This window comes from Psychrobacter sp. CoH-33_TS_01 (assembly GCF_058189395.1).
This window is the reverse complement of sequence record NZ_JBVGQI010000001.1, coordinates 283,895-304,643: the sequence shown is the minus strand read 5'-3', so window position 1 is coordinate 304,643 and position 20,749 is coordinate 283,895. Positions and strand designations below refer to the sequence as shown.

General features: G+C 47.8%; 16 protein-coding genes. 4 read left to right on the top strand and 12 right to left on the bottom strand.

Going from position 1 to position 20,749, the window contains the following annotated elements:
• Positions 1 to 205: 205 nt before the first annotated feature.
• Both ACZ2XM_RS01320 and ACZ2XM_RS01315 read right to left on the bottom strand, forming a co-directional pair.
• Positions 206 to 379: a YdcA family protein gene (locus ACZ2XM_RS01320; RefSeq protein ID WP_490587961.1), complete on the bottom strand. Its 174-nt coding sequence runs from the start codon at positions 377 to 379 to the stop codon at positions 206 to 208.
• Between the two features lie 66 nt (positions 380 to 445).
• Positions 446 to 1,492: a protein kinase domain-containing protein gene (locus tag ACZ2XM_RS01315; RefSeq protein WP_490587962.1), complete on the bottom strand. Its 1,047-nt coding sequence runs from the start codon at positions 1,490 to 1,492 to the stop codon at positions 446 to 448.
• A gap of 221 nt (positions 1,493 to 1,713) precedes the next feature.
• On the opposite strand from ACZ2XM_RS01315, the gene ACZ2XM_RS01310 reads away from it, so the two are divergent.
• Both ACZ2XM_RS01310 and ACZ2XM_RS01305 read left to right on the top strand, forming a co-directional pair.
• Positions 1,714 to 2,619 (top strand): ATP-binding protein, encoded by a 906-nt coding sequence (locus ACZ2XM_RS01310; protein ID WP_490587963.1) that lies wholly within the window; start codon positions 1,714 to 1,716, stop codon positions 2,617 to 2,619.
• 155 nt (positions 2,620 to 2,774) lie between these two features.
• Entirely contained in the window at positions 2,775 to 4,445 is a 1,671-nt protein-coding gene (locus ACZ2XM_RS01305) for an alpha/beta hydrolase (protein ID WP_490587964.1), read from the top strand.
• Between the two features lie 211 nt (positions 4,446 to 4,656).
• Here ACZ2XM_RS01305 and ACZ2XM_RS01300 read toward each other — a convergent pair whose 3' ends face one another.
• From ACZ2XM_RS01300 to gyrA, 5 genes are all read right to left on the bottom strand, one after another.
• Positions 4,657 to 5,784 carry a ribonuclease Z gene (locus tag ACZ2XM_RS01300; RefSeq protein WP_490587965.1) on the bottom strand — a complete coding sequence of 376 codons (1,128 nt, stop codon included), beginning with the start codon at positions 5,782 to 5,784 and terminating at the stop codon, positions 4,657 to 4,659.
• A 110-nt stretch (positions 5,785 to 5,894) separates the two neighbouring features.
• Entirely contained in the window at positions 5,895 to 6,182 is a 288-nt protein-coding gene (locus ACZ2XM_RS01295; protein ID WP_490587966.1) for a hypothetical protein, read from the bottom strand.
• A gap of 76 nt (positions 6,183 to 6,258) precedes the next feature.
• Entirely contained in the window at positions 6,259 to 6,927 is a 669-nt protein-coding gene (locus ACZ2XM_RS01290) for a glutathione S-transferase (protein WP_490587967.1), read from the bottom strand.
• A 487-nt stretch (positions 6,928 to 7,414) separates the two neighbouring features.
• Entirely contained in the window at positions 7,415 to 8,494 is a 1,080-nt protein-coding gene (rarD, locus tag ACZ2XM_RS01285) for an EamA family transporter RarD (RefSeq protein WP_490587968.1), read from the bottom strand.
• Positions 8,495 to 8,718: 224 nt separating this feature from the next.
• Positions 8,719 to 11,487, bottom strand: coding sequence for a DNA gyrase subunit A (gene gyrA, locus ACZ2XM_RS01280; RefSeq protein ID WP_490587969.1), 2,769 nt, complete (start codon positions 11,485 to 11,487; stop codon positions 8,719 to 8,721).
• Positions 11,488 to 12,113: 626 nt separating this feature from the next.
• On the opposite strand from gyrA, the gene ACZ2XM_RS01275 reads away from it, so the two are divergent.
• Positions 12,114 to 12,944, top strand: coding sequence for a methyltransferase domain-containing protein (locus ACZ2XM_RS01275; protein ID WP_490588194.1), 831 nt, complete (start codon positions 12,114 to 12,116; stop codon positions 12,942 to 12,944).
• A 46-nt stretch (positions 12,945 to 12,990) separates the two neighbouring features.
• Here ACZ2XM_RS01275 and ACZ2XM_RS01270 read toward each other — a convergent pair whose 3' ends face one another.
• A complete protein-coding gene (locus tag ACZ2XM_RS01270; RefSeq protein WP_490587970.1) occupies positions 12,991 to 14,277 on the bottom strand; it encodes an ABC transporter ATP-binding protein in 1,287 nt (428 codons plus the stop codon).
• Between the two features lie 127 nt (positions 14,278 to 14,404).
• Entirely contained in the window at positions 14,405 to 15,940 is a 1,536-nt protein-coding gene (locus ACZ2XM_RS01265) for an ABC transporter permease (protein WP_490587971.1), read from the bottom strand.
• On the opposite strand from ACZ2XM_RS01265, the gene ACZ2XM_RS01260 reads away from it, so the two are divergent.
• Positions 15,939 to 16,100 (top strand): hypothetical protein, encoded by a 162-nt coding sequence (locus ACZ2XM_RS01260; RefSeq protein ID WP_490587972.1) that lies wholly within the window; start codon positions 15,939 to 15,941, stop codon positions 16,098 to 16,100. The genes ACZ2XM_RS01265 and ACZ2XM_RS01260 overlap by 2 nt on opposite strands.
• A 282-nt stretch (positions 16,101 to 16,382) precedes the next feature.
• On the opposite strand, the gene ACZ2XM_RS01255 is transcribed toward ACZ2XM_RS01260, so the two are convergent.
• The 3 genes from ACZ2XM_RS01255 to ACZ2XM_RS01245 all read right to left on the bottom strand — a co-directional run bounded on the left by ACZ2XM_RS01255 (position 16,383) and on the right by ACZ2XM_RS01245 (position 20,573).
• Positions 16,383 to 17,498 carry a Fe(3+) ABC transporter substrate-binding protein gene (locus tag ACZ2XM_RS01255; protein WP_490587973.1) on the bottom strand — a complete coding sequence of 372 codons (1,116 nt, stop codon included), beginning with the start codon at positions 17,496 to 17,498 and terminating at the stop codon, positions 16,383 to 16,385.
• Positions 17,499 to 17,906: 408 nt separating this feature from the next.
• Positions 17,907 to 18,710: a 16S rRNA (uracil(1498)-N(3))-methyltransferase gene (locus tag ACZ2XM_RS01250; RefSeq protein ID WP_490587974.1), complete on the bottom strand. Its 804-nt coding sequence runs from the start codon at positions 18,708 to 18,710 to the stop codon at positions 17,907 to 17,909.
• Positions 18,711 to 18,854: 144 nt separating this feature from the next.
• Entirely contained in the window at positions 18,855 to 20,573 is a 1,719-nt protein-coding gene (locus tag ACZ2XM_RS01245) for a 3-deoxy-D-manno-octulosonic acid transferase (protein WP_490587975.1), read from the bottom strand.
• Positions 20,574 to 20,749 lie beyond the last annotated feature (176 nt).

The following is a 20,749-nucleotide window of genomic DNA, read 5'->3' as shown; positions in this document are numbered from 1 at the left end:
TAGCCGCGCTGAAATCGTTAATTATACTTTGGAAATTAAATAGTTACCGCTGAATAGATTTATCAGTGATAATATCACTAAAATCATTGAGCTAAAAAATATGACCTGTAAAAAAGCCACCTATTTCGGTGGCTTCTTATTTGGCAAAATATTAGTCACTAAAACATTATTAACTAAGGCCGTAGCGACTAGCCGCCTACCCTAATTAACCACAGGTCTTCTTTGACTGGCTAATTTTGCCATTTTTACAAACAAACTTACCATTCTCGCAATGCGAGACCCCGCCCATCTTTCCTGAGCAAGGGGTATTCTGTGCGTTGGCTTGGGCGACTGGCGCCATCATCAAAATTGCTATGCAAAACCCTGACCAGTATTTCATTTCACTTCCTCACTATGACCGATAAATCTAACAAAATCATAGCTTAACACTTTGATATAAAAAGGCCTATTCCATTAATCGAATAAATTCTACTATTTCTGTCAAGCGCTGGGCTTTTCTCTTCGCTAACATGCTATCTAGTATCGGTTGATACTCCTGCCACTCAGTAGGCAACCTTGGTATAGGCTGTTGACAGTGTGCGACGGCCCATTGATGCAATAGCTTCTCTTGCGAGTCAGAGGTGCCTCGCTCAATCTGATACGGCTTCTCCCCTGTTAATACTTCAAACATCATAACGCCAAAGGCATAGATATCACTTTGCACAGATAACCCTTGCCCCTGCCAACACTCCGGTGCCAGATAAGCCGGCGTACCTTTTGGATAGGTTAAGGTAGTTGAGGTGCTAGGAAAGGTTGGTGATAAAGTCGGTATAGGCTCAGCTAAAGCAAAGTCGTTTAACAGCAGTTGTAAGTCGGGTGGCTCAGCCATTATTAATTGATCAGCTTTGATTAATAAGTTGCTAGGTTTAATGTCACCATGACTCCAGCCAGCTTGATGTAGCGCTAAGACGGCTTGGGCGACTGCTAGTAATACTGCAATTTTTTGTGGCTGAGTAAGCTCATTATTCTTAATATAATTTTTAAGACTACCGAGCGGATAATAAGGCAGTACCAATATGGTCAGATGCCAGTTGTGCTCTAAAAAAACGACTTCCTCTTCGATAGTTTGTAATAGCGCTGGGCTGCATCCCCTACCCGCTAACTGTTGTAAGAGTTTGCCTTCATGGATTAGCGAAGACGAATCAACAATTTGTGACTCATGATTTTCCGGATTACTGTCTGTTTGCTTAGCTAAACACAGCTCCCACTTCAAAACCACTTCCCCAAAGGGTCGATGCTGCGCTAGGCTCAGCCCTTGCAGCCGCTGTAACTGCATTGAGCATTTATTAGAATCGGCAACTATGACACTGGCGGCTATATCGCTATTGATGTCATAACTTAACCGCTGTACTCGGCCACTATGACAGTGATACTGCTCAGCTAATGCATGCACCTGCCCGACAAGCTGGGTTATGGCTGCTTTACCGATGGCGTGCTCAGCGTTTTTTCGCATCAAATTATGGCCTCTTTCAATATTTTATAGTGATGACGGCACCCCTTAGGATTATACTGTAGCTCATACCCTTAACAATAAGCACAATAGCCGAGAATGGTGGCACAGATAGACTATATCTTACGATATATGAAATACCTACCTTGCAACCCCTCTCGATAACTGGCACTATTTTGACTTCGTATTTATTACCCTCGCATGACCAAGGCTCTCTCGCTGCTATGACTAATTCTACTGATGCAACCCACACCCTATCACTTCCTAATGAGTTAACCACGCTGTTAACCCAGTACCTGCGCCAACACGTGCCTATGCCTATTACTTTAGACCCTGAGCAGTTGGCCTATCGTTGGGTGGGCGGTCGTCAAGGGCGACTTGAGCCTATCGAGGTGCATCTGCATTTATCATTAGCCGACCTATTAGGTATTGATACGCAAAAGGAAAAATTACTGCAAAATACCCAGCAGTTCCTTGCCGGCTATCCGGCCAACCACGTATTAATGACCGGAACGCGCGGTGCAGGTAAATCATCGTTAGTACGCGCTCTTTTGCATGAGCTGCATGATAAGGGTCTGCGGGTAATCGAGATTGCTCGTGATGACTTGCATGTGCTGGACCAGATTCGTACCGCCATTCGCCAGCTGCCAGCTGATAATACTTGCCGCTACGTGATTTATTGTGATGACCTCGCCTTTAACGGGCAAGATGAAAGCTATCGCAGCCTAAAAAGTGTCCTGGATGGGGCGCTCGATTCTGAGCAAGATAAACTGCTGGTTTATGCTACCAGTAACCGTCGCCACCTATTGCCGCAACTGATGAAAGACAACGTCAGTATTTATAACGGTCAGACCGATGAGGTAAATCCTTATGAGACCATTGATGAGACGGTATCGCTATCGGATCGCTTTGGCTTATGGCTATCATTCTACCCTATGAATCAAGCGACTTACCTCGATATCGTGCAGCATTATTTGACAGAACAAGCCATGCCGTGGGATGAGCAAGCGCAGTTCCATGCCTTGCAATGGGCCTCAAGCCGTGGTGGCCGCTCGGGCCGAGTCGCTTATCAGTTTAGTCGTCACTGGGTCGGTCAGCAGCTGTTGGCAGATGCTAGTACGGGGCAGTAATGTTCGTATAAAAGGCTGGTTGCAAAACTAGTTAGCTGACGCTTTAATCACTCTCTCTTTTTTATTCATCACAGTTTTCATCCCCTCTCTAGGCGGCTCAAGTTGACCCCAAGCGACTTTGCGCCGCCTATGACCCATTTAGGTGTCGGTGCATAATGCCCTCCAAAATTACTAAGCCTGCCAAGGTTGCCCTACTTATACCTTTAGCTATTATTGTCTTTATTTGTGCTAGCGGTGCGCCTTTCCCAAAGTCGCTTAGTCTCATTAATACGGCCAATAGCCAGAGCACTATCGACTGGCAGTCCTGCACTTTGCCGGCCTATGACACTTGGTTTGCCGACTATGCAGAGAATATTGATACCTTACAGTGTGCCACCATCGAAGTGACGCTAGCCGCTATGCCGCTATCAGCAAACGAGAGTGGTGCTGCTCCTGATACTGATACTGATACTGATACTGATACTGATACTGATACTGATACTGATACTGATACTGATACTACAAACGCCGTTAATACAAATACCGCCAATACAAATGCAGTACCTGCAAAAAAGCCACCCACTGTCGTGAAACTGGCTTTGTCACGCCTGCCCGCTACCGGTAATAAATTAGGCTCCTTAATTAGTATCGCCGGTGGTCCTGGACAGTCAGGATTGGACGTGTCAGCCGTAGACTCTAAAGCTTATAAGAAACTGTCTAAACACTTTGATATCATTGGCTTTGCTCCACGTGGCGTTTATCCCACCACGCCAAATGTCATCTGTGATCCGGACAACCGTGTGTTATATCCTGAGGACAGCGAAGCCTTTGCCAAAGGCTGTTGGCAGCACACACCCAATGACCTATTGGTGCAGCTCGGCGCAGATTATGCCGTGGGGGATATCGAAGCTATTCGCCAAGCGCTCGGCGAACCCAAAATCAACCTGATTGGTTACTCATACGGAACCAAGATTGCGGCGCTTTATGCCGAGAAATTCCCTGATAGATTACGGGCGGGGGTGTTAGACGGTGTGGTCAATCTTAACGAAGACGATATGCGTATGCAACTGAACCAAGAGGCTTCAGTACAGCAAACGTTTGAGCGTTTCGTTGACCAGTGCCGCCTTGAGCCGGATTGTTTTTTTGCCGATACTACGACGCGCGCTGAGGCAGAAGCGAAAATAGCGAAAATCTATAGTTATTTTGATAGCCATGATGTGCGAGATTTGGACGGTCAGCGCATCACCCCCACCCATATCTCTTGGACGCTATACGGCTTTATGGTGTGGCCAGACCGTTGGCCTATTTTAAATGAAGCTTTGCACTTACTAGCAGCACGTGATTTCTCATTACTACAACTGATGATAGATGAGGACAAAGGCAACGTCGACTATGCCACCTTTACCGCGATAGACTGTGCCGATCGGGCGCCGACACCTGCGCAAAAGCAGCGCTATCTAGCCGATGCAAAGCTGGTAGAGGCGCAATCAACGTGGGACAATCACCGTGAGCCCACACGTCAGGAGTTACTCGATGCCTGCTATTATTGGCCAATGGTCGGTAGCGATGTCATGCATGCGCCCGTCTTGAACGTGCAAGCCCCCACCCTACTGTTAGTGGCTCAGACCAATGACCCTGCTACCCCTTATGCCAATGCTGTGGCGATGCAGAAATATTTAAACGCCGCGCTACTCACCCGCAATGGCGATGGCCATACCTTAGCGCTATCAGATTTAAGTCGTTGTGTGGATAATAAGGTGGTGGAGTATTTGATTGATCCGGAGAGTATCAAAAAGTATAAAGATGGCGCTCATGGCAATAAGATTGATTTGGTTTGTAAGGATTGAGTGGAAAGGTTCTTTGATTTTTATTGATAGTTTTCCGTGGGTTACCTTACGACTATGCTGGGCTAACGCCGCAGCCTACAGAAGCCTTTGGTTATCTGTAAAATTGCTCGTAGGGTGTGCTCGGCGCACCAGTGATTTAACATTCTTGAAATTTATTTGTGATTTTTTATGGATGGTTTTCCGTGGGTTATGCTACCGCTAACCCACGCTACTACTCTACTCGTTTCACAGTATCCGCCACCGTAAACTGAGCAAAATCCTTCGCTAACCACAAGTTACCATGATAATGCTGCTCGGCTTCTACCCGAATATCTGCCATATTAGGGGTATCTGAGGACGCATCATCATAACCCTGATAACGGGCGCTAAAATGCGTCAAGATTAAGTTGGGCACGCCCGTATTTTCTGCAAACTTTGCTACTTGGGCAGCCGTACTGTGCATAGGGTTTATACCGCTACTCGAGTCATTATTCGTCAACTTAGCTTGGATTTTCGCTAATACCGACTCGGTATACGTGCCTTCATGTACGACCAATACCGCATCGCTAGCTGCCTCTGCTAACAGACTGGGCGTATCGTTATCACCCGCAACGATAATCTTAGTCACCTCAACATCCTGCTCGACATACTCTGCCGATTTTAACACCTCTCCATTCTCTAAGGTCACGTCTAGACCCCGTTGCAATATCCCCCACGTCTTACCCGCGGCGATATTATCTGCCCGCAGTTTAGCGGTATTGAGTTTGTTGGTCGCTAAGCGTTGGGTCAATACAAAGGCATGCGAAGCTACCCGATGGGATAACGGGATGATCTCGATGGTAAGTTGCTGGGTGGCAGAGAAGTTCAGAGTGATAGGGTGAGCTTTATCAGCATGGTTATTATTATGCTGAGCGCTATTTACAGCCGCATCCGAAGCTTTCTCAGTGACCGCGAGCACTTCTTCTATCGCTATAAATTCAATAGGATAAGTAAAGTGTAGCTCGGTAGTGACCGCTAAAGTATCCAGTAAAACACCGATCGCTTTGGGGGCGATAATCATCAACGGTTGAGTGCGTCCTGACATGGCCAAACTGGCTAGCAGACCCGGTAACCCATAACAATGATCGCCGTGAACGTGAGTAATACAAATCGCCGCTAGATTATGACCCGACAGCTTTGTCCGCAATAGCTGATGCTGCGTGCCTTCGCCACAGTCAATCAACAGCCAAGGCCGCGACTTTTTACTTTTTACCTTATCGCCGGCTAGGTAAGGATTGACACATTCTACTGCCAACGCCGTCACGTTACGCTGCTTGGTCGGAATACCCGCAGAAGTCCCTAAAAAGGTGAGTTGATACATAAGACAGCATTCCTGATAACAGACTATATTCGCAGTAACTAGCGCTATTATACTACCGGTGATTTATGGTGCTATGGCACTAGGCCGCTATAGGCTGCAAGCTATCATTTCTAAGGCCAGCGGCAGCTAAGCACAGGGGCGTCGGCATCCATAGTACCGCCACTCTCCAGACACTGCCGCACTATACTCGATTGGTTGGCTTGCCAGCCAGCGTAAAAGCTTATGGCACATAAGGCTATGACCAAGAGTTTTTGTAGCCAAGACTTGATTGAGACCGGCTGCGCATTCCCAGCAGTATCCTCTACAGGTGCATCGGCCTGCAAGCGGCTGTGCAGCAAATTATTTTTATCTAGGCTAGTAGCGACATTTTTCTCTTTAGACTCTGGGCGCTGACTCATACTACATTCCTTATAAACGAATAAAGCGCGTTGTAATTCAATCAACGCGCCCTTGGGTGTCCAAAAAAGATAGCTACTAGAAGTCTAGCTTGCCACCTTTAGCGACCGCTTGTTGAAAGGCAGGACGGGCTTCACAGCGCTTTAACCAATTCAATAAATGCACATATTGAACAGAATCTAAACTTGGGCGAGCATTGGCCGCGGCGACCACAAAATGCATCTGAATATCGGCAGCGCTAAAGCTCTCACCCGCAAACCAATGGTTATCTTGGAGATGCTGCTCCATCAAACCCAATGCCGTATTGATGTTGCCACGAATCATACTGCCTTCGACTTGCTTGCGAATCATCTTTGATACGGGTTTAATGAGCATGGGTGAGCGCTCAACCACCTTTGCAAACACCAAACGCATTACCAATGGCGGCATAGCGGAAGCTTCAGAAAAGTGCATCCAAAACGTGTAGTTTTCCCAAGCCGCTTCATCGTCGTCTAAAGGCTTTAAAGTATGCTCGGTATCATAATGTCTCAGCACGTACTCAATAATAAAAGCAGATTCGACCAGTGCTTTGCCATCATCCACTAAGATAGGCACTTTGCCTGAAGGGTGAATTTGCTTTAATTGAGTGGGGGCTAAATAGGCTTTAGTACGCTCATAGCGGGTCAGTTGATACGGCAGGCTCAGCTCTTCTAACAACCAAACTATACGAAAAGAACGTGAATTTTCAAGATGATGCAGGTGTAACATAATATTTCCTTAAACGGGGTATTTCAATCAATCAGAAAAATATTCAGACAAAGTTTTGGGTAATCTTTAATCATAAAACCCTTAACCATAAAATCAGGACGCACAAGCAAATATAGCTGGCTTAGAAGGCGTCACCCAATAGGCTAACAATGACCCATAATAAGGCCGTGCTGTAGTTAGCAGCAAATGAGTAGCGTCACTTATTCACCATGCCCTAATGATACTTTGAACTTTGATACTTTAATTAGGATAACAGACAGTTGCGGCTACTATTTGCGATTTATCATAGCGCAGTTGCCTGATGTTTCCTATGTCACTTTGGTATGATTGTGGACTGATTCACAAAGCGAATGTAGGGCGAATCTGTAAAAGTGCACAGACGTACCAGTCAGCTTAATCAAAAGTAGTGGCTAAGCCCTTGACCTTTGCTAAAGGACTATAAACCATACTTAAACTGTCTATAACATCCCTACTATCTATATGACTGCTACCTATCGTCAGTAGCCGCCAACTTTTGCAACTTACGCTCCATCTTATCGATCTTTTGTTGATAGCGTCTAATCTTACGAAAGCGATGCGCCGCGAGCACACCTTTAATACGCTTACTCTTAATCCGGCGACGGGGTGGAAAGCTGGCAATTTGTGGCTCATTGTAGCCTTGCAAGCTGTCGCTCCGTTTACGGGCTAGGTAGCCTTTAGTGCCATCCATAATCATTAATACTAACGCCACAAAGAGCATAGCGTACATGAATGGCGAGCCCCCCTCTTCGGCACTGGCAGACAATATCGTCAGCGAAAATATGAATAAAAATATAGGCTCAAGATAACTTAGCGTGCCAAAGAGAGAGACGGGCAATTGGCGACTGGCCGTCATCGTTAATGCCATCGCTCCGGTACTGATAATGCCCAGCAGCGGCAACAGATACCAGAGTTTCGTGGTTCCCGCTAATAAGGCTACCCCATCGGATTGCACCAGTACAAAGATGACCACCGGCAGCAATAACGTCAGATCAGACAGCAGGCCGGTAATAGGCGGCACCCCCAGCTTACGCCGCATCAGATAGTAGGGCGGATACCCCAAACACACAAATAGCGTCGCCCACGAAATACTGCCGTGTTGCAGCACATCAAATAAAATACCTAAGGCGGCGAAACCAGTCGCTAACCACTGCAGCTTACTCATCGCTTCATGGTAAAAAAAGCGGCCGATGATAATCATCACTAGCGGATACAGAAAGTACCCTAAGGTCACATCCAAGCCGAGGCCATTGACAGGCCCCCACATAAACAGCCAAATTTGTCCGCCTAAAATGGGGGTCGGCGCAATAAAGAGCAGCCAGTCTCGTGGCGTCTTTAAGGTCTTAAGATAATCCCAAACGTGCGACCACTGTTTGAGCAAGCTGACCAACACGATCAGACTGATCAGCATCATGACCATACGCCAGGCGGCGACCTGAGTCCCGGATAACGGCGCTAAGATTAAGCCGAATAAAAATAGAATAGAGAATAAAAAATTCGACGAAACCGCGGCTAACGTCCCTTGCATGGTAGTGGTCATCGATTTCATACGCTCTCCTCAATATAGGCCAGTCATCTTCGCTAACGGTCACTGCGAACGGCTTAACCAACCGATTAGCAAACCGAGAACAACTGACCTTAAAACTTTATAAAATATAAAAAAACAAAAGCCTCAGACACGAAGGTCAGAGGCTTTTGCTAACGATAAAGACAATGAAACTATTAATAAAACTATTAAAGACTCATGCGCTTTATAAGCTTGAGACTGCTAAATTAATCTTCGCTATCGTCTGAGTCATTCTCTACATCAGTATCCACGTCATCTAATTCAGGAGCTTCTAAATCCGTATCATCACCACTATTCACACGCCCGAGCGCATCAATATTGGTATCGCTACTTTCGCTATCAAAGACTCCGTCTTCTTTTAGTGCTTCGATTAAGGCTTCGTCTTCTTCTTGATACTCAACACGGGCCATAGCGACCAGCTTCTCATCTTTTGACAGACGAATCAGCGTGACACCCTGGGTGTTACGACCGGCTGAGGCCACTTGCGCAACCGGTGTGCGCACTAAAGTACCTTTGTCCGAAATTAAGATAATATCGTCTTCTGGATCGACCTTAGTCGCTCGGACCAACTTACCATTACGCTCGCTGGTCTTAATAGCGATGACACCGCCGCCACCACGTTTTTGCGCATTAAATTCATCGATTAGCGTACGTTTACCAAAGCCGTTTTCACAAGCAATCAGGATCTCATCCACACTATCATCGATGACCACTAAGGATTTAATGGCATCGTCTTTGCCGATGCGCATACCGCGCACCCCTTTGGCGGTACGACCCATACAACGGGCATCGTTTTCGTCAAAGCGAATGGCTTTACCGCTCGCGGCAAACAGCATCACGTCTTGCTCACCATTGGTAATACGGGCGCTAATCAACTTATCGCCCTCCTCTAACCCGATAGCAATCAAACCATTAGAGCGAATGCTAGCGAACTGCTCTAGCTCTACGCGCTTGACCGTACCATTGGCGGTAGCAAAGAACACGTAGCGACCTGCCACATCATTGCTCATCTGCGGCACTGGCAAGATGGTAGTCACGGTTTCATCCGGGTCTAAGGAGATTAGGTTGACCAACGGACGACCACGCGACCCACGACTGGCTAGTGGCACTTCAAAGCCTCGTAGACTAAAGACACGGCCATTATCGGTAAAGCACATCACCGTCGCATGCGTCGAGGTCACCAACAGATGATCGATGACGTCGTCTTCTTTCATAGCAGTCGCCGACTTGCCTTTACCACCGCGTTTTTGCGCGACATAATCGTCAATCGGCTGGGTCTTGGCATAGCCCGTACGCGAGATGGTCATCACCACGGTCTGTTCAGGAATCAAGTCTTCACGGCTAAAGTCAGTGCGTGAATCGATAATATCGGTGCGGCGCTCATCACCAAAGTTATCGCGAATCTCAATTAACTCATCTTTAATCACCGCCATTAACTTATCAAAGTCACCTAGGATGCTCTCTAAGTAAGCGATAACGCGCAATAAATCTTGATATTCTTCGGTCAGCTTGTCTTGCTCAAGACCGGTTAGACGATGTAATTGCATCTCAAGAATAGCGTTGACCTGCTCTAATGACAGACTATAGCTCTCATTGTTATCAATCAGGCCGTACGGGTTTTTCAGGTCTTCGCCTTCGATAAACTCGGGACGGACTGAGCGTACTGCCGTTTCGCTATCGCCACCACGACCGGCAGCCGTTAGCATAGCCACCACAGTACCTGAGTCCCAAGTATTCGCTAATAACTTTTCGCGAGCTTCCGCACGACTGGCCGATTGTTTAATGGTCACGATAATATCGTCGATATTGGCTAGCGCGACGGTTAAGCCCTCTAGCAAATGACCACGGGCTTTGGCTTTATTGAGCTCATAAATGGTACGACGGGTCACCACTTCTTGACGGTGACGCACAAACGCTGCAATCAGTTGGCGCAGGGTCAATAGTTTGGGCTGGCCGTTATCGAGCGCGACCATATTAATACTAAAGCTAGACTCAAGCGGGGTCTGCAAGAATAGGTTATTCACGATAACTTCAGCGACTTCCCCGCGACGCAAGTCAATGGCGATACGCATGCCATCTTTATCCGACTCGTCACGAATCTCAGAAATCCCTTCGATTTTTTTATCACGTACTAATTCAGCAATACGTTCAATCAGCTTGGCTTTATTGGTTTGATAAGGCACTTCGGTAAAGACAATACGCTCACGATCGCGGTTAGGACCAGTATCGCTCAACGGCTCGATGTGATAACGGCCACGAATGTGCAGGCGACCTTTACCGGTACGGTACGCGTCTTGGATACCGGCGCGGCCATAAATAATACCGCCAGTAGGAAAGTCAGGACCGGAGATATAAGTCATCAACTCTTCGCCTGAAATTTGCGCGTTTTCCGCATAAGCCAGGCAAGCATTGACCACTTCGGTTAAGTTGTGCGGCGCCATATTGGTCGCCATACCCACCGCAATACCAGTCGCACCGTTAACCAGTAAGTTAGGAAAACGCGCTGGTAGCACACTTGGCATCCGCTCAGAGCCGTCGTAGTTGTCTTCCCAATCGACGGTGTCTTTATCCAAATCGCCTAACAGCTGATGCGTCAGCTTGGTCATACGCACTTCGGTATAACGCATGGCTGCCGGTGGATCATCATCGATAGAGCCAAAGTTACCTTGGCCGTCAATCATGGTATAGCGCAAACTAAAGTCCTGCGCCATACGCACAATCGCGTCGTATACGGCACTGTCACCATGCGGGTGATATTTACCAATGACGTCACCGACCACACGCGCCGACTTTTTATACGGCTTGTTATAATCGTTTGACAGCACATGCATCGCGTACATCACGCGACGATGGACCGGTTTTAGGCCATCACGCACGTCAGGCAATGCCCGCGAGACGATCACACTCATCGCATAATCCAAATAGGATTGCTTCATTTCATCGACGATGGCAATAGGACTGACCGAATCGCTCATATACACTCCTTCACTGTCATTCTCCAAACGCTTACCAAATCTATGCTACGAGAGCTTTTAACCCGCTGTAATAAGGCATTTTATCGCCTGTTTTTATGGGCATCAAACGCACTCGCCACGGTTATCTCAACTTCGCTACTTTTTTACAGAACTTTAAAGAAATTCGCAATAAAAAAGCGGCAAAACCCGCTCGTAAATGAGGGGGCTAATGCTGAAATAACCCATGCTAAACTTAGTAATTATTAGGGAAATTGGTTGGTTTTCAAAAGTCGTTATTTTACCACAGTTTTGCGCTCAAAAGGGCATAAACCCTCGGATTCCTCTACGGAATCAGCACACTATTGCGATGTTTTTTACCTAAGCTCTGCCTGTAAGTAATCCATGAGAAATAATGGCTGAAATATGGCTGAAAATCAGGCCAAAGCTTGCATTAAAACCGTATTCACCAAAACGATAGCGACTTTGACCCAGAACCTAACCCTAAGTGCTTTATAATGGCTCATAATCTACAACCATTTGTGACTGACACTGCTATGACCACCAATAATTCAAATGCCCAAAAAACGGCCCCAATCTCCAACTCTGCGCTTAAAACTGGCACCTCCAGCACAGCGGATAACCTAGAGATGGCAATCCTAGAGGACCGCAGCTTTGAAGGTATCGCCGACCACTTTGAAAAGAAAGTTTATGGCGGCCTCAAGGGCGCGATTCGTCTGGCGGTCTTGCGCCGGGATTTGGGCGAGCAAGTTCAGCGATTAAGCGCAAAGCTAGAGCGACCATTAAGAATTTTGGATGTCGGGGCAGGACTTGCGCAACTGTCTATCGAATTGGCACAGCAAGGCCACGAGGTGACGATCAACGACATCTCTAATAATATGCTAAGCAAGGCCAAGGCTATTGCGCTAGGAGCAACGGATAGCGCTGCAGAAACGCTAGCGACGCCTGATTGGCTAATGAGAACCCAATGGTTAGTGTGCCCCTATCAAGCGCTAGAAGAGCAATTAACGGGCCAGTATGACTTGATTTTATGCCATGCGCTGCTGGAATGGTTGGCCCAGCCGCATGAAATCATGGACTTTTTTGACAAGTGGCTGGCGAAAGATGGGGTATTGTCTTTATGTTTTTATAATCCGGTGAGCTTTGATTATCGCAATCTTATTATGGGCAATTTTAATCTGCTGAATAATAGCAATTACCAATCGGACAATAAAAAGACGCTCACGCCTAATAATCCGGTACCTAAAGAAGAGGTCACGGCATGGCTTGAGGCTCATGATTATAAGGTGTTAGGAGTATCAGGACTGCGGGTTTTCCATGACTACTCACCACTAAAGCGTGGCGGGCACAATCATCCCGAAGCGGTCATTGAGATGGAGCTGCGCTATTCCAGCTTAGACCCGTATAAATGGATGGGCCGCTATTTGCATTATTTGGCCTCGCCAGCACAGCAGGATTGATAAGCTTGATAGACGACGGCTAATAAGGGGTTGTAACGGTCACTGGCTAAGCAGAATGCGCCACCGACCGCCCTGAGTGGTCAGCGGCTTGGGTGACCTGCGACTCTTCAAAGAGCACTAAATGTTTGAGCAAAGGTCGGATACCAATATGCATACCCACCGCATGATCGTGATGACTGGGCACTAACGATAACACCTGCTGACCATCGGCCAATTGTAATTGATACAGATAGTTGGCGCCGCGGAATACCCGGCCGACGACCAGTGCGGTCATAGCACTATCATCATCGTGGACGATATCATCGGGACGCACCAAGACCTTGACGGTCGCCCCTGTCGGGAACACTTTGGGCGGCGCGGCTGACACATCCTCAATACATTGATAAGGGTCTAGTGTCGGATCCATCGAAATCGGGCCTAGCACCGACTCGATATGGTCGCTGCGCATGATGCCATCGATCATAGTGCCCTCGCCGATAAAGTCAGCGACAAAGGGGGTGGCAGGCTCATGATACAGCATACTTGGCGCGGCCCACTGGATCAGACGCCCTCCCTGCATCACGCCAATTTTATCAGCCAAAGCAAAAGCTTCGTTTTGATCATGCGTGACCAATATCGCCGTGGTATTAGTACGTTTTAAAATATCGCGCACGTTGGTCGCTAAAGACTCGCGCAACACCACATCCAAGTTAGAGAATGGCTCATCAAGCAGCAGTAACTTGGGTTTTGGCGCTAAAGCACGGGCTAGAGCCACGCGCTGCTGCTGACCACCGGATAGCTCATTGGGTCGCTTATTTGCATGTTCCGTCAAGCCAACCAAGGCCAGCATTTCAGCAACTCGCGCTTTTTGTTCCGCTTTTGGCGCCCGATGAATCCCAAAAGCTATATTTTTGGCGACGCTCAAGTGACCAAACAATGCATAATCTTGGAAGACCATGCCCATACCGCGCTTGGCAGGCATCACCGTATAGGACTTCTGCGCGCTTTGCGACGTTAAGCAGCGGTTGTTTAGCTCAATCCTACCGCGGCGTATCGGCTCCAACCCAGCAATAGCTCGTAGCGCCGTGGTCTTGCCACAGCCGCTATAGCCCAAGAAACAGCCAATCTCACCCTGCTCTAAGGTAAAGCTCATGCCATCGACGACCGTCACCTCTCTATAGCCTACCGCCATATCTGTCACCGTAAAATAAGGCGGCGTACTAGCGGCTGGCGTCACGCCACGCTCCTCAGCGTGCAGGACTGACGTATTGGCCTTAATAGGCGCGCGCTCTTCACTGTTTTTAAAGCTAGTGAAGTCTTGCGAATCTGGGGTTGGGGAAAGCTGTCTGGACATAAGGCGTATCTACTCTATACAGATAGATGGGGCTGTTAATAAATTTTGTGGCCAATAAATGGCGCTGCTAATACCGGCAACTTTTAATAAATAAAACTAAGTCATCAGGACGGCCACTCAAAGATTGTTAGCTGTTTTTATCACTTTGGCGCAGCAGAATCCACACCGGTATCAGACCCACCAAGACAATAAGCAGGCTCGGTAAGGCGGCTCTGCCCCACATGCCTTCGCTGGTCATCTCAAACACCCGCACCGCTAGCGTATCCCAGCCTTGCCGGCGGGTCATAAGCGTAATCGGCATCTCTTTCATGACTTCGACAAAGCCCATTAACAAGGCCGTGAGTACGCCTGGCTGTAATACGGGCAGAATGACTTGTCGCCAGCGTTGCAGCTTGCTGTCTGACAAGAGCTCAGCAGCCGACTCTTGGTTGACGGTTAAGCGTTGCAACTGTCGGTCTATCGGCTGGAAGCTCACGGTCATAAAGCGGGTGGATAACGCCAATAGCATCACCAAGACGCTGCCGGAAAATATTTGCTTTTCGATAACGCCAAAACCAATCAGCTGATTGTCTAACCAAGCGATGGGGATAAACACCCCTACCGCCAACACAGTTCCGGGGACGACATAGCCTAAATTTGCAAACGTTGCCAATAACTTAGTTACCTTATCAGGATATTGGCGCTTAATCCATGCCACGATAATGGCCAGCACGGCGATGAAAGCTGTGGTCATTGAGGCAATCATCAAGCTATTGGTGACAAAACCAATGTAACGCTCATCAAAATCTTGCTGGTAATTTTGTGCGGTCCAGTACAGCAGCTGCAAAAAAGGCACTAAAAAAGCAATCGAGAATATCAGCGCACAAAACAGACTCATCAGTAGCCGTGCGCCGGTAGAAGTCTCAAAACGGCGGTTATCACCTTGGGTCACCCCATTAGTACGCCGCGCCTCCCAAAATTGCTCAAAGAGCATAATCACAAAGACTACGCCAATTAAAAGGGCAGCCAATTGCGCAGCAGTCACCAGACTAAAAAAGCCAAACCAAGCCTTATAAATAGCAGTAGTAAAGGTGTCCACGTTGAACACCGAGACCGCGCCAAAGTCAGCCAAGGTCTCCATACATGCTAGCAGCAAACCGCCCACTATCCACGGCAGCGCTTGTGGTAGTGACAGTCTAAACAGTACTTGCAACCGACTCAGCCCGAGCATCTGACCGGCTTCAATAGCGCGGCGACCTTGTGACAAAAAAGCCTGCCGAGTTAGCAAATAGACGTAAGGGTAAAAGGCCAAGGATAGGATAATCCCCGCACCCCAAACATTACGAATCGAGGGGATGCCTGTCGCTACCCCAAAGGCTCGTAACGTGGTCTGTAAAGGGCCACTATAATCAATGATACCGGCACTCACGAAGGCCAATACGTACGCTGGCATCGCTAACGGTAGCATCAAAGCCCAAGCGAAAAAGCGCTGCCCAGGAAAGCGATACATACTCGTCAACCAGGCCAATGCTGTCCCCAACCCGCCGGCAATCACAATCACCATGGTTAATAAAACCGCTGTATTTTTTAGCACCTCGGGCAGCACATATTCGCGCATATGCGGCCAAATATCCGCCAGCGGCTGCAACCATGACAGTAAAACGATGACGATAGGAATAAGCATGAATACCGCAATCAGTGTGAGCACTGATTTAGCGATAAAAGCCTGGCCCGCCTTGTGCTTATTAGTAGCAGCGCGTTTAGAGGGCTTGAGCTTAGAGGTCCTAAGCTTAGAAGACAGTGATTTAGAAGTTAGTAGTTTCGACATGGCTACCTTGTTGTAGCAACATAAATTAGGACAGGAAGAACTGTAAGCAGCGTAATTCTACAGCATTTAAATCGGTGTATTAAGATAAATAATGCAAAACCAACGCCATAGCTAGGCAACTTTGTTCAATGTTAGCTTCAAGTATTGAGCGCTCATAAACAAAAGCGCCCCACAACAATATCTGGCTACTGAAATTGCTTTCAGCATAGATATCATCGCAGGGCTATCGCGATCTAGCCTTCTTTAAGACGGTAGACCGCTGACTTTATCAAACCTGACTCTATCAAAAAAAGACCGCTTATTTATAACCGGCTTTGTCCATCAACTGAATAGCATCGGTCTGTAGCTCGCCAAACTTCTGCACATTGATATCATCGGCTTTAAACTCGCCCCATGAGCGTAGTAAGTCTGACTCGTCGATACCTTCTTTCACCGGGAATTCTTTATCAGCGCTAGCATATAAACCCTGCGCTTTGTCAGATGACAACCATTCCATCAGTTTTAATGCGCCATCTGGATTGTCTGCATTAGCCACCACACCTGCGCCAGAAACGTTGACATGGGCGCCAGTAGTGCTTTGGTTTGCCCAGAATAATTTAACCGGGAAGTCTGGTTTTTCGTCTAACAGACGACCGTAGTAATAGCTGTTGGCAATACCGACTTCACACTGACCTGAAGCGATAGCTTCTAGCATTTTCGTGTCATCGCTGAAGACATCAGTGGCTAAGTTGGCTACCCAGCCACGTACGATTTCTTCAGTTTTTTCAGCGCCCAAGTGCTCAATCATACTGGCAACTAAAGACTGGTTATAAACCTTCTTCGAGGTACGCAGACATAATTTGCCTTTCCATTTCGGATCAGCTAAATCAGCGTAAGTAGAGAGGTCGCTAGCTTGGACTTTGCTCGGATCATAGAAAATAGTACGGGCACGTAATGACAGACCGGTCCACAGACCTGCTGGATCACGATATTTCGCCGGGACATTGCTCTCTAAAGTCTCTGAAGCGACTGGCTGTAATAAGCCTTTTTGTGCCGCTTGCCATAAGTTGCCCGCATCTACGGTCAAAAGCATATCGGCTGGCGTATTCGCGCCCTCTGCTTCAAGACGAGCCATCAATGGGCCTGTGCTATCGGTCACCAAATCGACTTTGATACCGGTTTCACTAGTGAACTGATCCAGTAAAGGCTTGATAAGCTGCTCATTACGTGAAGAGTAAATCGTCACAGTACCACCATCTGTAGTCACTGCTGCAGTCTCACCTTCCGTTACAGCCGGAGTCTCGGTGGTGACTTCTTCGCTCGTGGCTTCTTCTGCTGGTGGCGTCTTGTTACAGCCCGCTAGGCCCAACATGGCAACAAACACGGCTGCAGACAGACTAACTTTGCTAGATAGTAAAGGTGTGACGGACGACATAATACGCTCCAAAAATTTGTGTAGCTCAATGTTGTGTAACTCAAGGTTTAGTCGCTTAATAATTCTGCTACCCTCTCCTAAACTTGTTGTCTCAGAAGTTATTTATAACCAGATATTAAGCTAGACTAACTAATATTTACAAAGCGTATCTTAATATGAATGATAGTAATTATCAATAACTTTATTTAACGCAAAGGTATACCATTATTGACTTGGTTGATTAGGAAGCTAACCCTATCATTCCATTAGTATTTATTAGTTATATTTAACATTAAACCTGCTGCTAAACCTTCAAGACCCTGCCTAGAGTAACTATTGGCTTACTGCCCTTTGCAGGGTATAGCCAATAATGGGATTGACTTATTGCTCCGCAGTATCTCGATAATATTTATTTTAATAATGCTTATTTTAATGAATCAGCCATTGTCCGATTAAAGCATTCACTGCCGCTTCTGTACGCAGAATACGGGGGCCTATCGACAGCGCTTGGCAGCCGTGCGCTTGCAGCAACTCAATTTCGTAATCAATCCAACCGCCTTCCGCCCCTATACATAACAGCTTAGGCCATGGGTTTTGTACAGAATCATCGGCAGCGCGGCTCTGGATAAAACTCTGCAAGCTGGTAGGCGCATAAGGGTGTGCTACCACGCCTATAGTTCCTGCCAATACTGACGCTAACTCATCTTCTACAAAGGGTTTAAAGCGTTTGCTTAACGTAATACGCGGCGCCACAGTATCGCAAGCTTGTTGCAGCCCTTCTTGCACAAACTCATCTAAACGTGCCAGCATCGGACTTTGCCAATAGCTTTTTTGGGTGCGGTAACTGTTGATTAGGATAATATGCTGCACCCCTAGCGCCGTCATATCCATAATTAATCGGCGCAATACCTTAGGGCGCGGCAAAGCCAGTACGACCGTCAGCTCTAATTTAGGTGGGGGCGGCTCAGTTAAATTCACCTCTGTCAGCTCAATCTCTTGGGTATCCATACGCTGAATAATGCCCGTGCCCAAATTGCCGTCTTGTCGGCCAATCTTGAGGGTATCGCCCACCTTCGCTGCTAATACCGTATGAATATGGGCTATTTGTTGCGCGTCATTAATCTTCGCAGCAGCAAAATGCTCTTTTGCAAAGCCTTGCGCTATTGGCTGTCTAGCAGAGGCTAGGTTAGCGGGCGGTATAAAAGCAGATTGAGGCAATAACAGACAGTTCATAAAGGAAGCCGTATAACAAAATAAGGAGCAGTGGACAAGCGCGCTGACTAGCATAAATGTTTAAATCGGCATGCGGCATTAAACATTACGTACTAAGCATGACGCACTAAGAATGAAAGGTTAAGCACCAGCCACGAAAACCATTTAACCCAATAACGCAGTCGTAGCAGATACCGTGCGTTGATGGATAGCGGATTCAATCATAGCCAACTGGCGATCTAACACGCTCTGATGCGCCTCGACAGACTCATAGCCCAACTGCCCGGCTCGCTGAGCGGCAGCCAAATCGGTCAGCCAAACTTGTAACTGTGCTGATAAGGCGGCCACAGTAGCCTGCGGTTTTTTCGCTGTGGGTAATTGATAAAGGGCGCCTTTATTCACCAAGGTATCCACGACCTGCTGGCACGACTGGGTAAAGGCACCCATAATAACTGGGGTCTTTACGCTCAAGGGCTCGATAGGATTATGGCCGCCAATATCCACCAATGAGCCACCGACTAAGGCCACATTCGCCGCCGCATACCAGTGCATCAACTCGCCCATGGTATCGGCCAAATACACTTGGGTATCGGCCTGAATGGGCTGCTCTAAACTGCGTCTGGCCATGGTGAGACCCGCTCGCTCTATCAAGGTCGCCACTTCCTCAAAGCGCTCGGGATGTCTCGGCACGATAATTAGCAAAGCATTGCTCAGTCCTTGTTGCTGCAGCAGCTGTTGCTGGACTTGCAGCGCTATACTCTCCTCCCCTGCGTGGGTGCTGGCGGCTATCCAAGTGGGCCGCTGCTCTAAGCCCGCTTGCCTAAACCCTTTCTCATAATCAGACGCTATAGCAGACTGCGCTGGTTGCCCCGCATTAATCACCCACTTTAGCGAGCCTGCCACGCGAATTTTGCCACTGGCCGCTCCCAATTGCCGGAAACGCTTGGCAGAGTCCGCGTCTTGGGCAATGATTAAGCTCAGGTTTTGCATCATGCTGGTGGTGACTTTGGCCATCTTTTGGTAACTGGCAAAGGACGATGCTGACAACCGCGCATTGACCATAATAGCGGGAATTTGTGCCTCGGCCAGTTTCGCCAAGGTGATTGCCCACAGCTCAGTCTCGACAAACATCGCCGCAACAGGCTGCACATGCTGCAGAAAAGTCTCTATCACCGGCGCACTATCCACCGGCACATAGCTGTGACTGAGCACGCCAACCGCTATCTGTTCAGCAAAGCGTGATTCCCCGCGGGCAAAACCCGTCTGCGTAGTATTGGTCAACCAAATGCCATAACCGGCCGCCATCAGCTTATCGAGTAACGGTGCCACCGTGTTGGTCTCGCCCAAAGACACGGCATGGCACCAAATCACGCTCCGCCCACTAGGCAATGGCTTTTTAAGCGGCGAGCTTTTCAGCGCTGTGCTCTGTCCCTCCGTACTAGTAATAGCATCAACTCGGCTATTGCCACCACTAAACGGTCTAGCAGGATATTGCCTACCAAAACGGTGCGCCACTTCATCGCTATAATTATCCCGTTGCCGCGAGCGCTTCCAGACTGACAGACGATATAGCGGTTTTAATACGGCAATGGCCACGCGGTAGTAAAGCGGTGGCGTAATAGCAGCCGCTCTACTGACTTTGTTAGCCGTCAGCGGTTCGAAGTCTAGACTGGGGTCCTCAATGATAACGCGAGATTTTACCGGTTTATTCATAGGTTGAGACGGACTTTCACTGAGCGTCACTTGTGTAGCTTTAGCCAGCGTAGCGCTATTGCTATTTAAAGGCGGCGCTGCAGCAGGGTCAGTTACCGCAGTCGATGGCGCGTCTGGCACGGAGGTAGTATTGTCTTTAATAGGGGTAGACTCTGGCGGCGGGTTGGACATAATAAGACCTAAAAACTAAGCTATAACAGCAGTCATGCGCAGTCACGCACTATTCAATGCCGGCACTAGCCTAGCAAAAATGGAGGATTTTAACGCAATTTCTATTTAAAAAATATCTCGTAAAGGAAGCCCTAAGGTTTTCTATCATTTATAGCCTGGGCATAGTTCACTATACC

Coding starts and splice junctions, on each gene's coding strand:
- ACZ2XM_RS01320 (WP_490587961.1), bottom strand. CDS start 379: ATGAAATACTGGTCAGGGTTTTGCATAGCAATTTTGATGATGGCGCCA.
- ACZ2XM_RS01315 (WP_490587962.1), bottom strand. CDS start 1,492: ATGCGAAAAAACGCTGAGCACGCCATCGGTAAAGCAGCCATAACCCAG.
- ACZ2XM_RS01310 (WP_490587963.1), top strand. CDS start 1,714: ATGACTAATTCTACTGATGCAACCCACACCCTATCACTTCCTAATGAG.
- ACZ2XM_RS01305 (WP_490587964.1), top strand. CDS start 2,775: ATGCCCTCCAAAATTACTAAGCCTGCCAAGGTTGCCCTACTTATACCT.
- ACZ2XM_RS01300 (WP_490587965.1), bottom strand. CDS start 5,784: ATGTATCAACTCACCTTTTTAGGGACTTCTGCGGGTATTCCGACCAAG.
- ACZ2XM_RS01295 (WP_490587966.1), bottom strand. CDS start 6,182: ATGAGTCAGCGCCCAGAGTCTAAAGAGAAAAATGTCGCTACTAGCCTA.
- ACZ2XM_RS01290 (WP_490587967.1), bottom strand. CDS start 6,927: ATGTTACACCTGCATCATCTTGAAAATTCACGTTCTTTTCGTATAGTT.
- rarD (WP_490587968.1), bottom strand. CDS start 8,494: ATGAAATCGATGACCACTACCATGCAAGGGACGTTAGCCGCGGTTTCG.
- gyrA (WP_490587969.1), bottom strand. CDS start 11,487: ATGAGCGATTCGGTCAGTCCTATTGCCATCGTCGATGAAATGAAGCAA.
- ACZ2XM_RS01275 (WP_490588194.1), top strand. CDS start 12,114: ATGGCAATCCTAGAGGACCGCAGCTTTGAAGGTATCGCCGACCACTTT.
- ACZ2XM_RS01270 (WP_490587970.1), bottom strand. CDS start 14,277: ATGTCCAGACAGCTTTCCCCAACCCCAGATTCGCAAGACTTCACTAGC.
- ACZ2XM_RS01260 (WP_490587972.1), top strand. CDS start 15,939: ATGAATACCGCAATCAGTGTGAGCACTGATTTAGCGATAAAAGCCTGG.
- ACZ2XM_RS01265 (WP_490587971.1), bottom strand. CDS start 15,940: ATGCTTATTCCTATCGTCATCGTTTTACTGTCATGGTTGCAGCCGCTG.
- ACZ2XM_RS01255 (WP_490587973.1), bottom strand. CDS start 17,498: ATGTCGTCCGTCACACCTTTACTATCTAGCAAAGTTAGTCTGTCTGCA.
- ACZ2XM_RS01250 (WP_490587974.1), bottom strand. CDS start 18,710: ATGAACTGTCTGTTATTGCCTCAATCTGCTTTTATACCGCCCGCTAAC.
- ACZ2XM_RS01245 (WP_490587975.1), bottom strand. CDS start 20,573: ATGTCCAACCCGCCGCCAGAGTCTACCCCTATTAAAGACAATACTACC.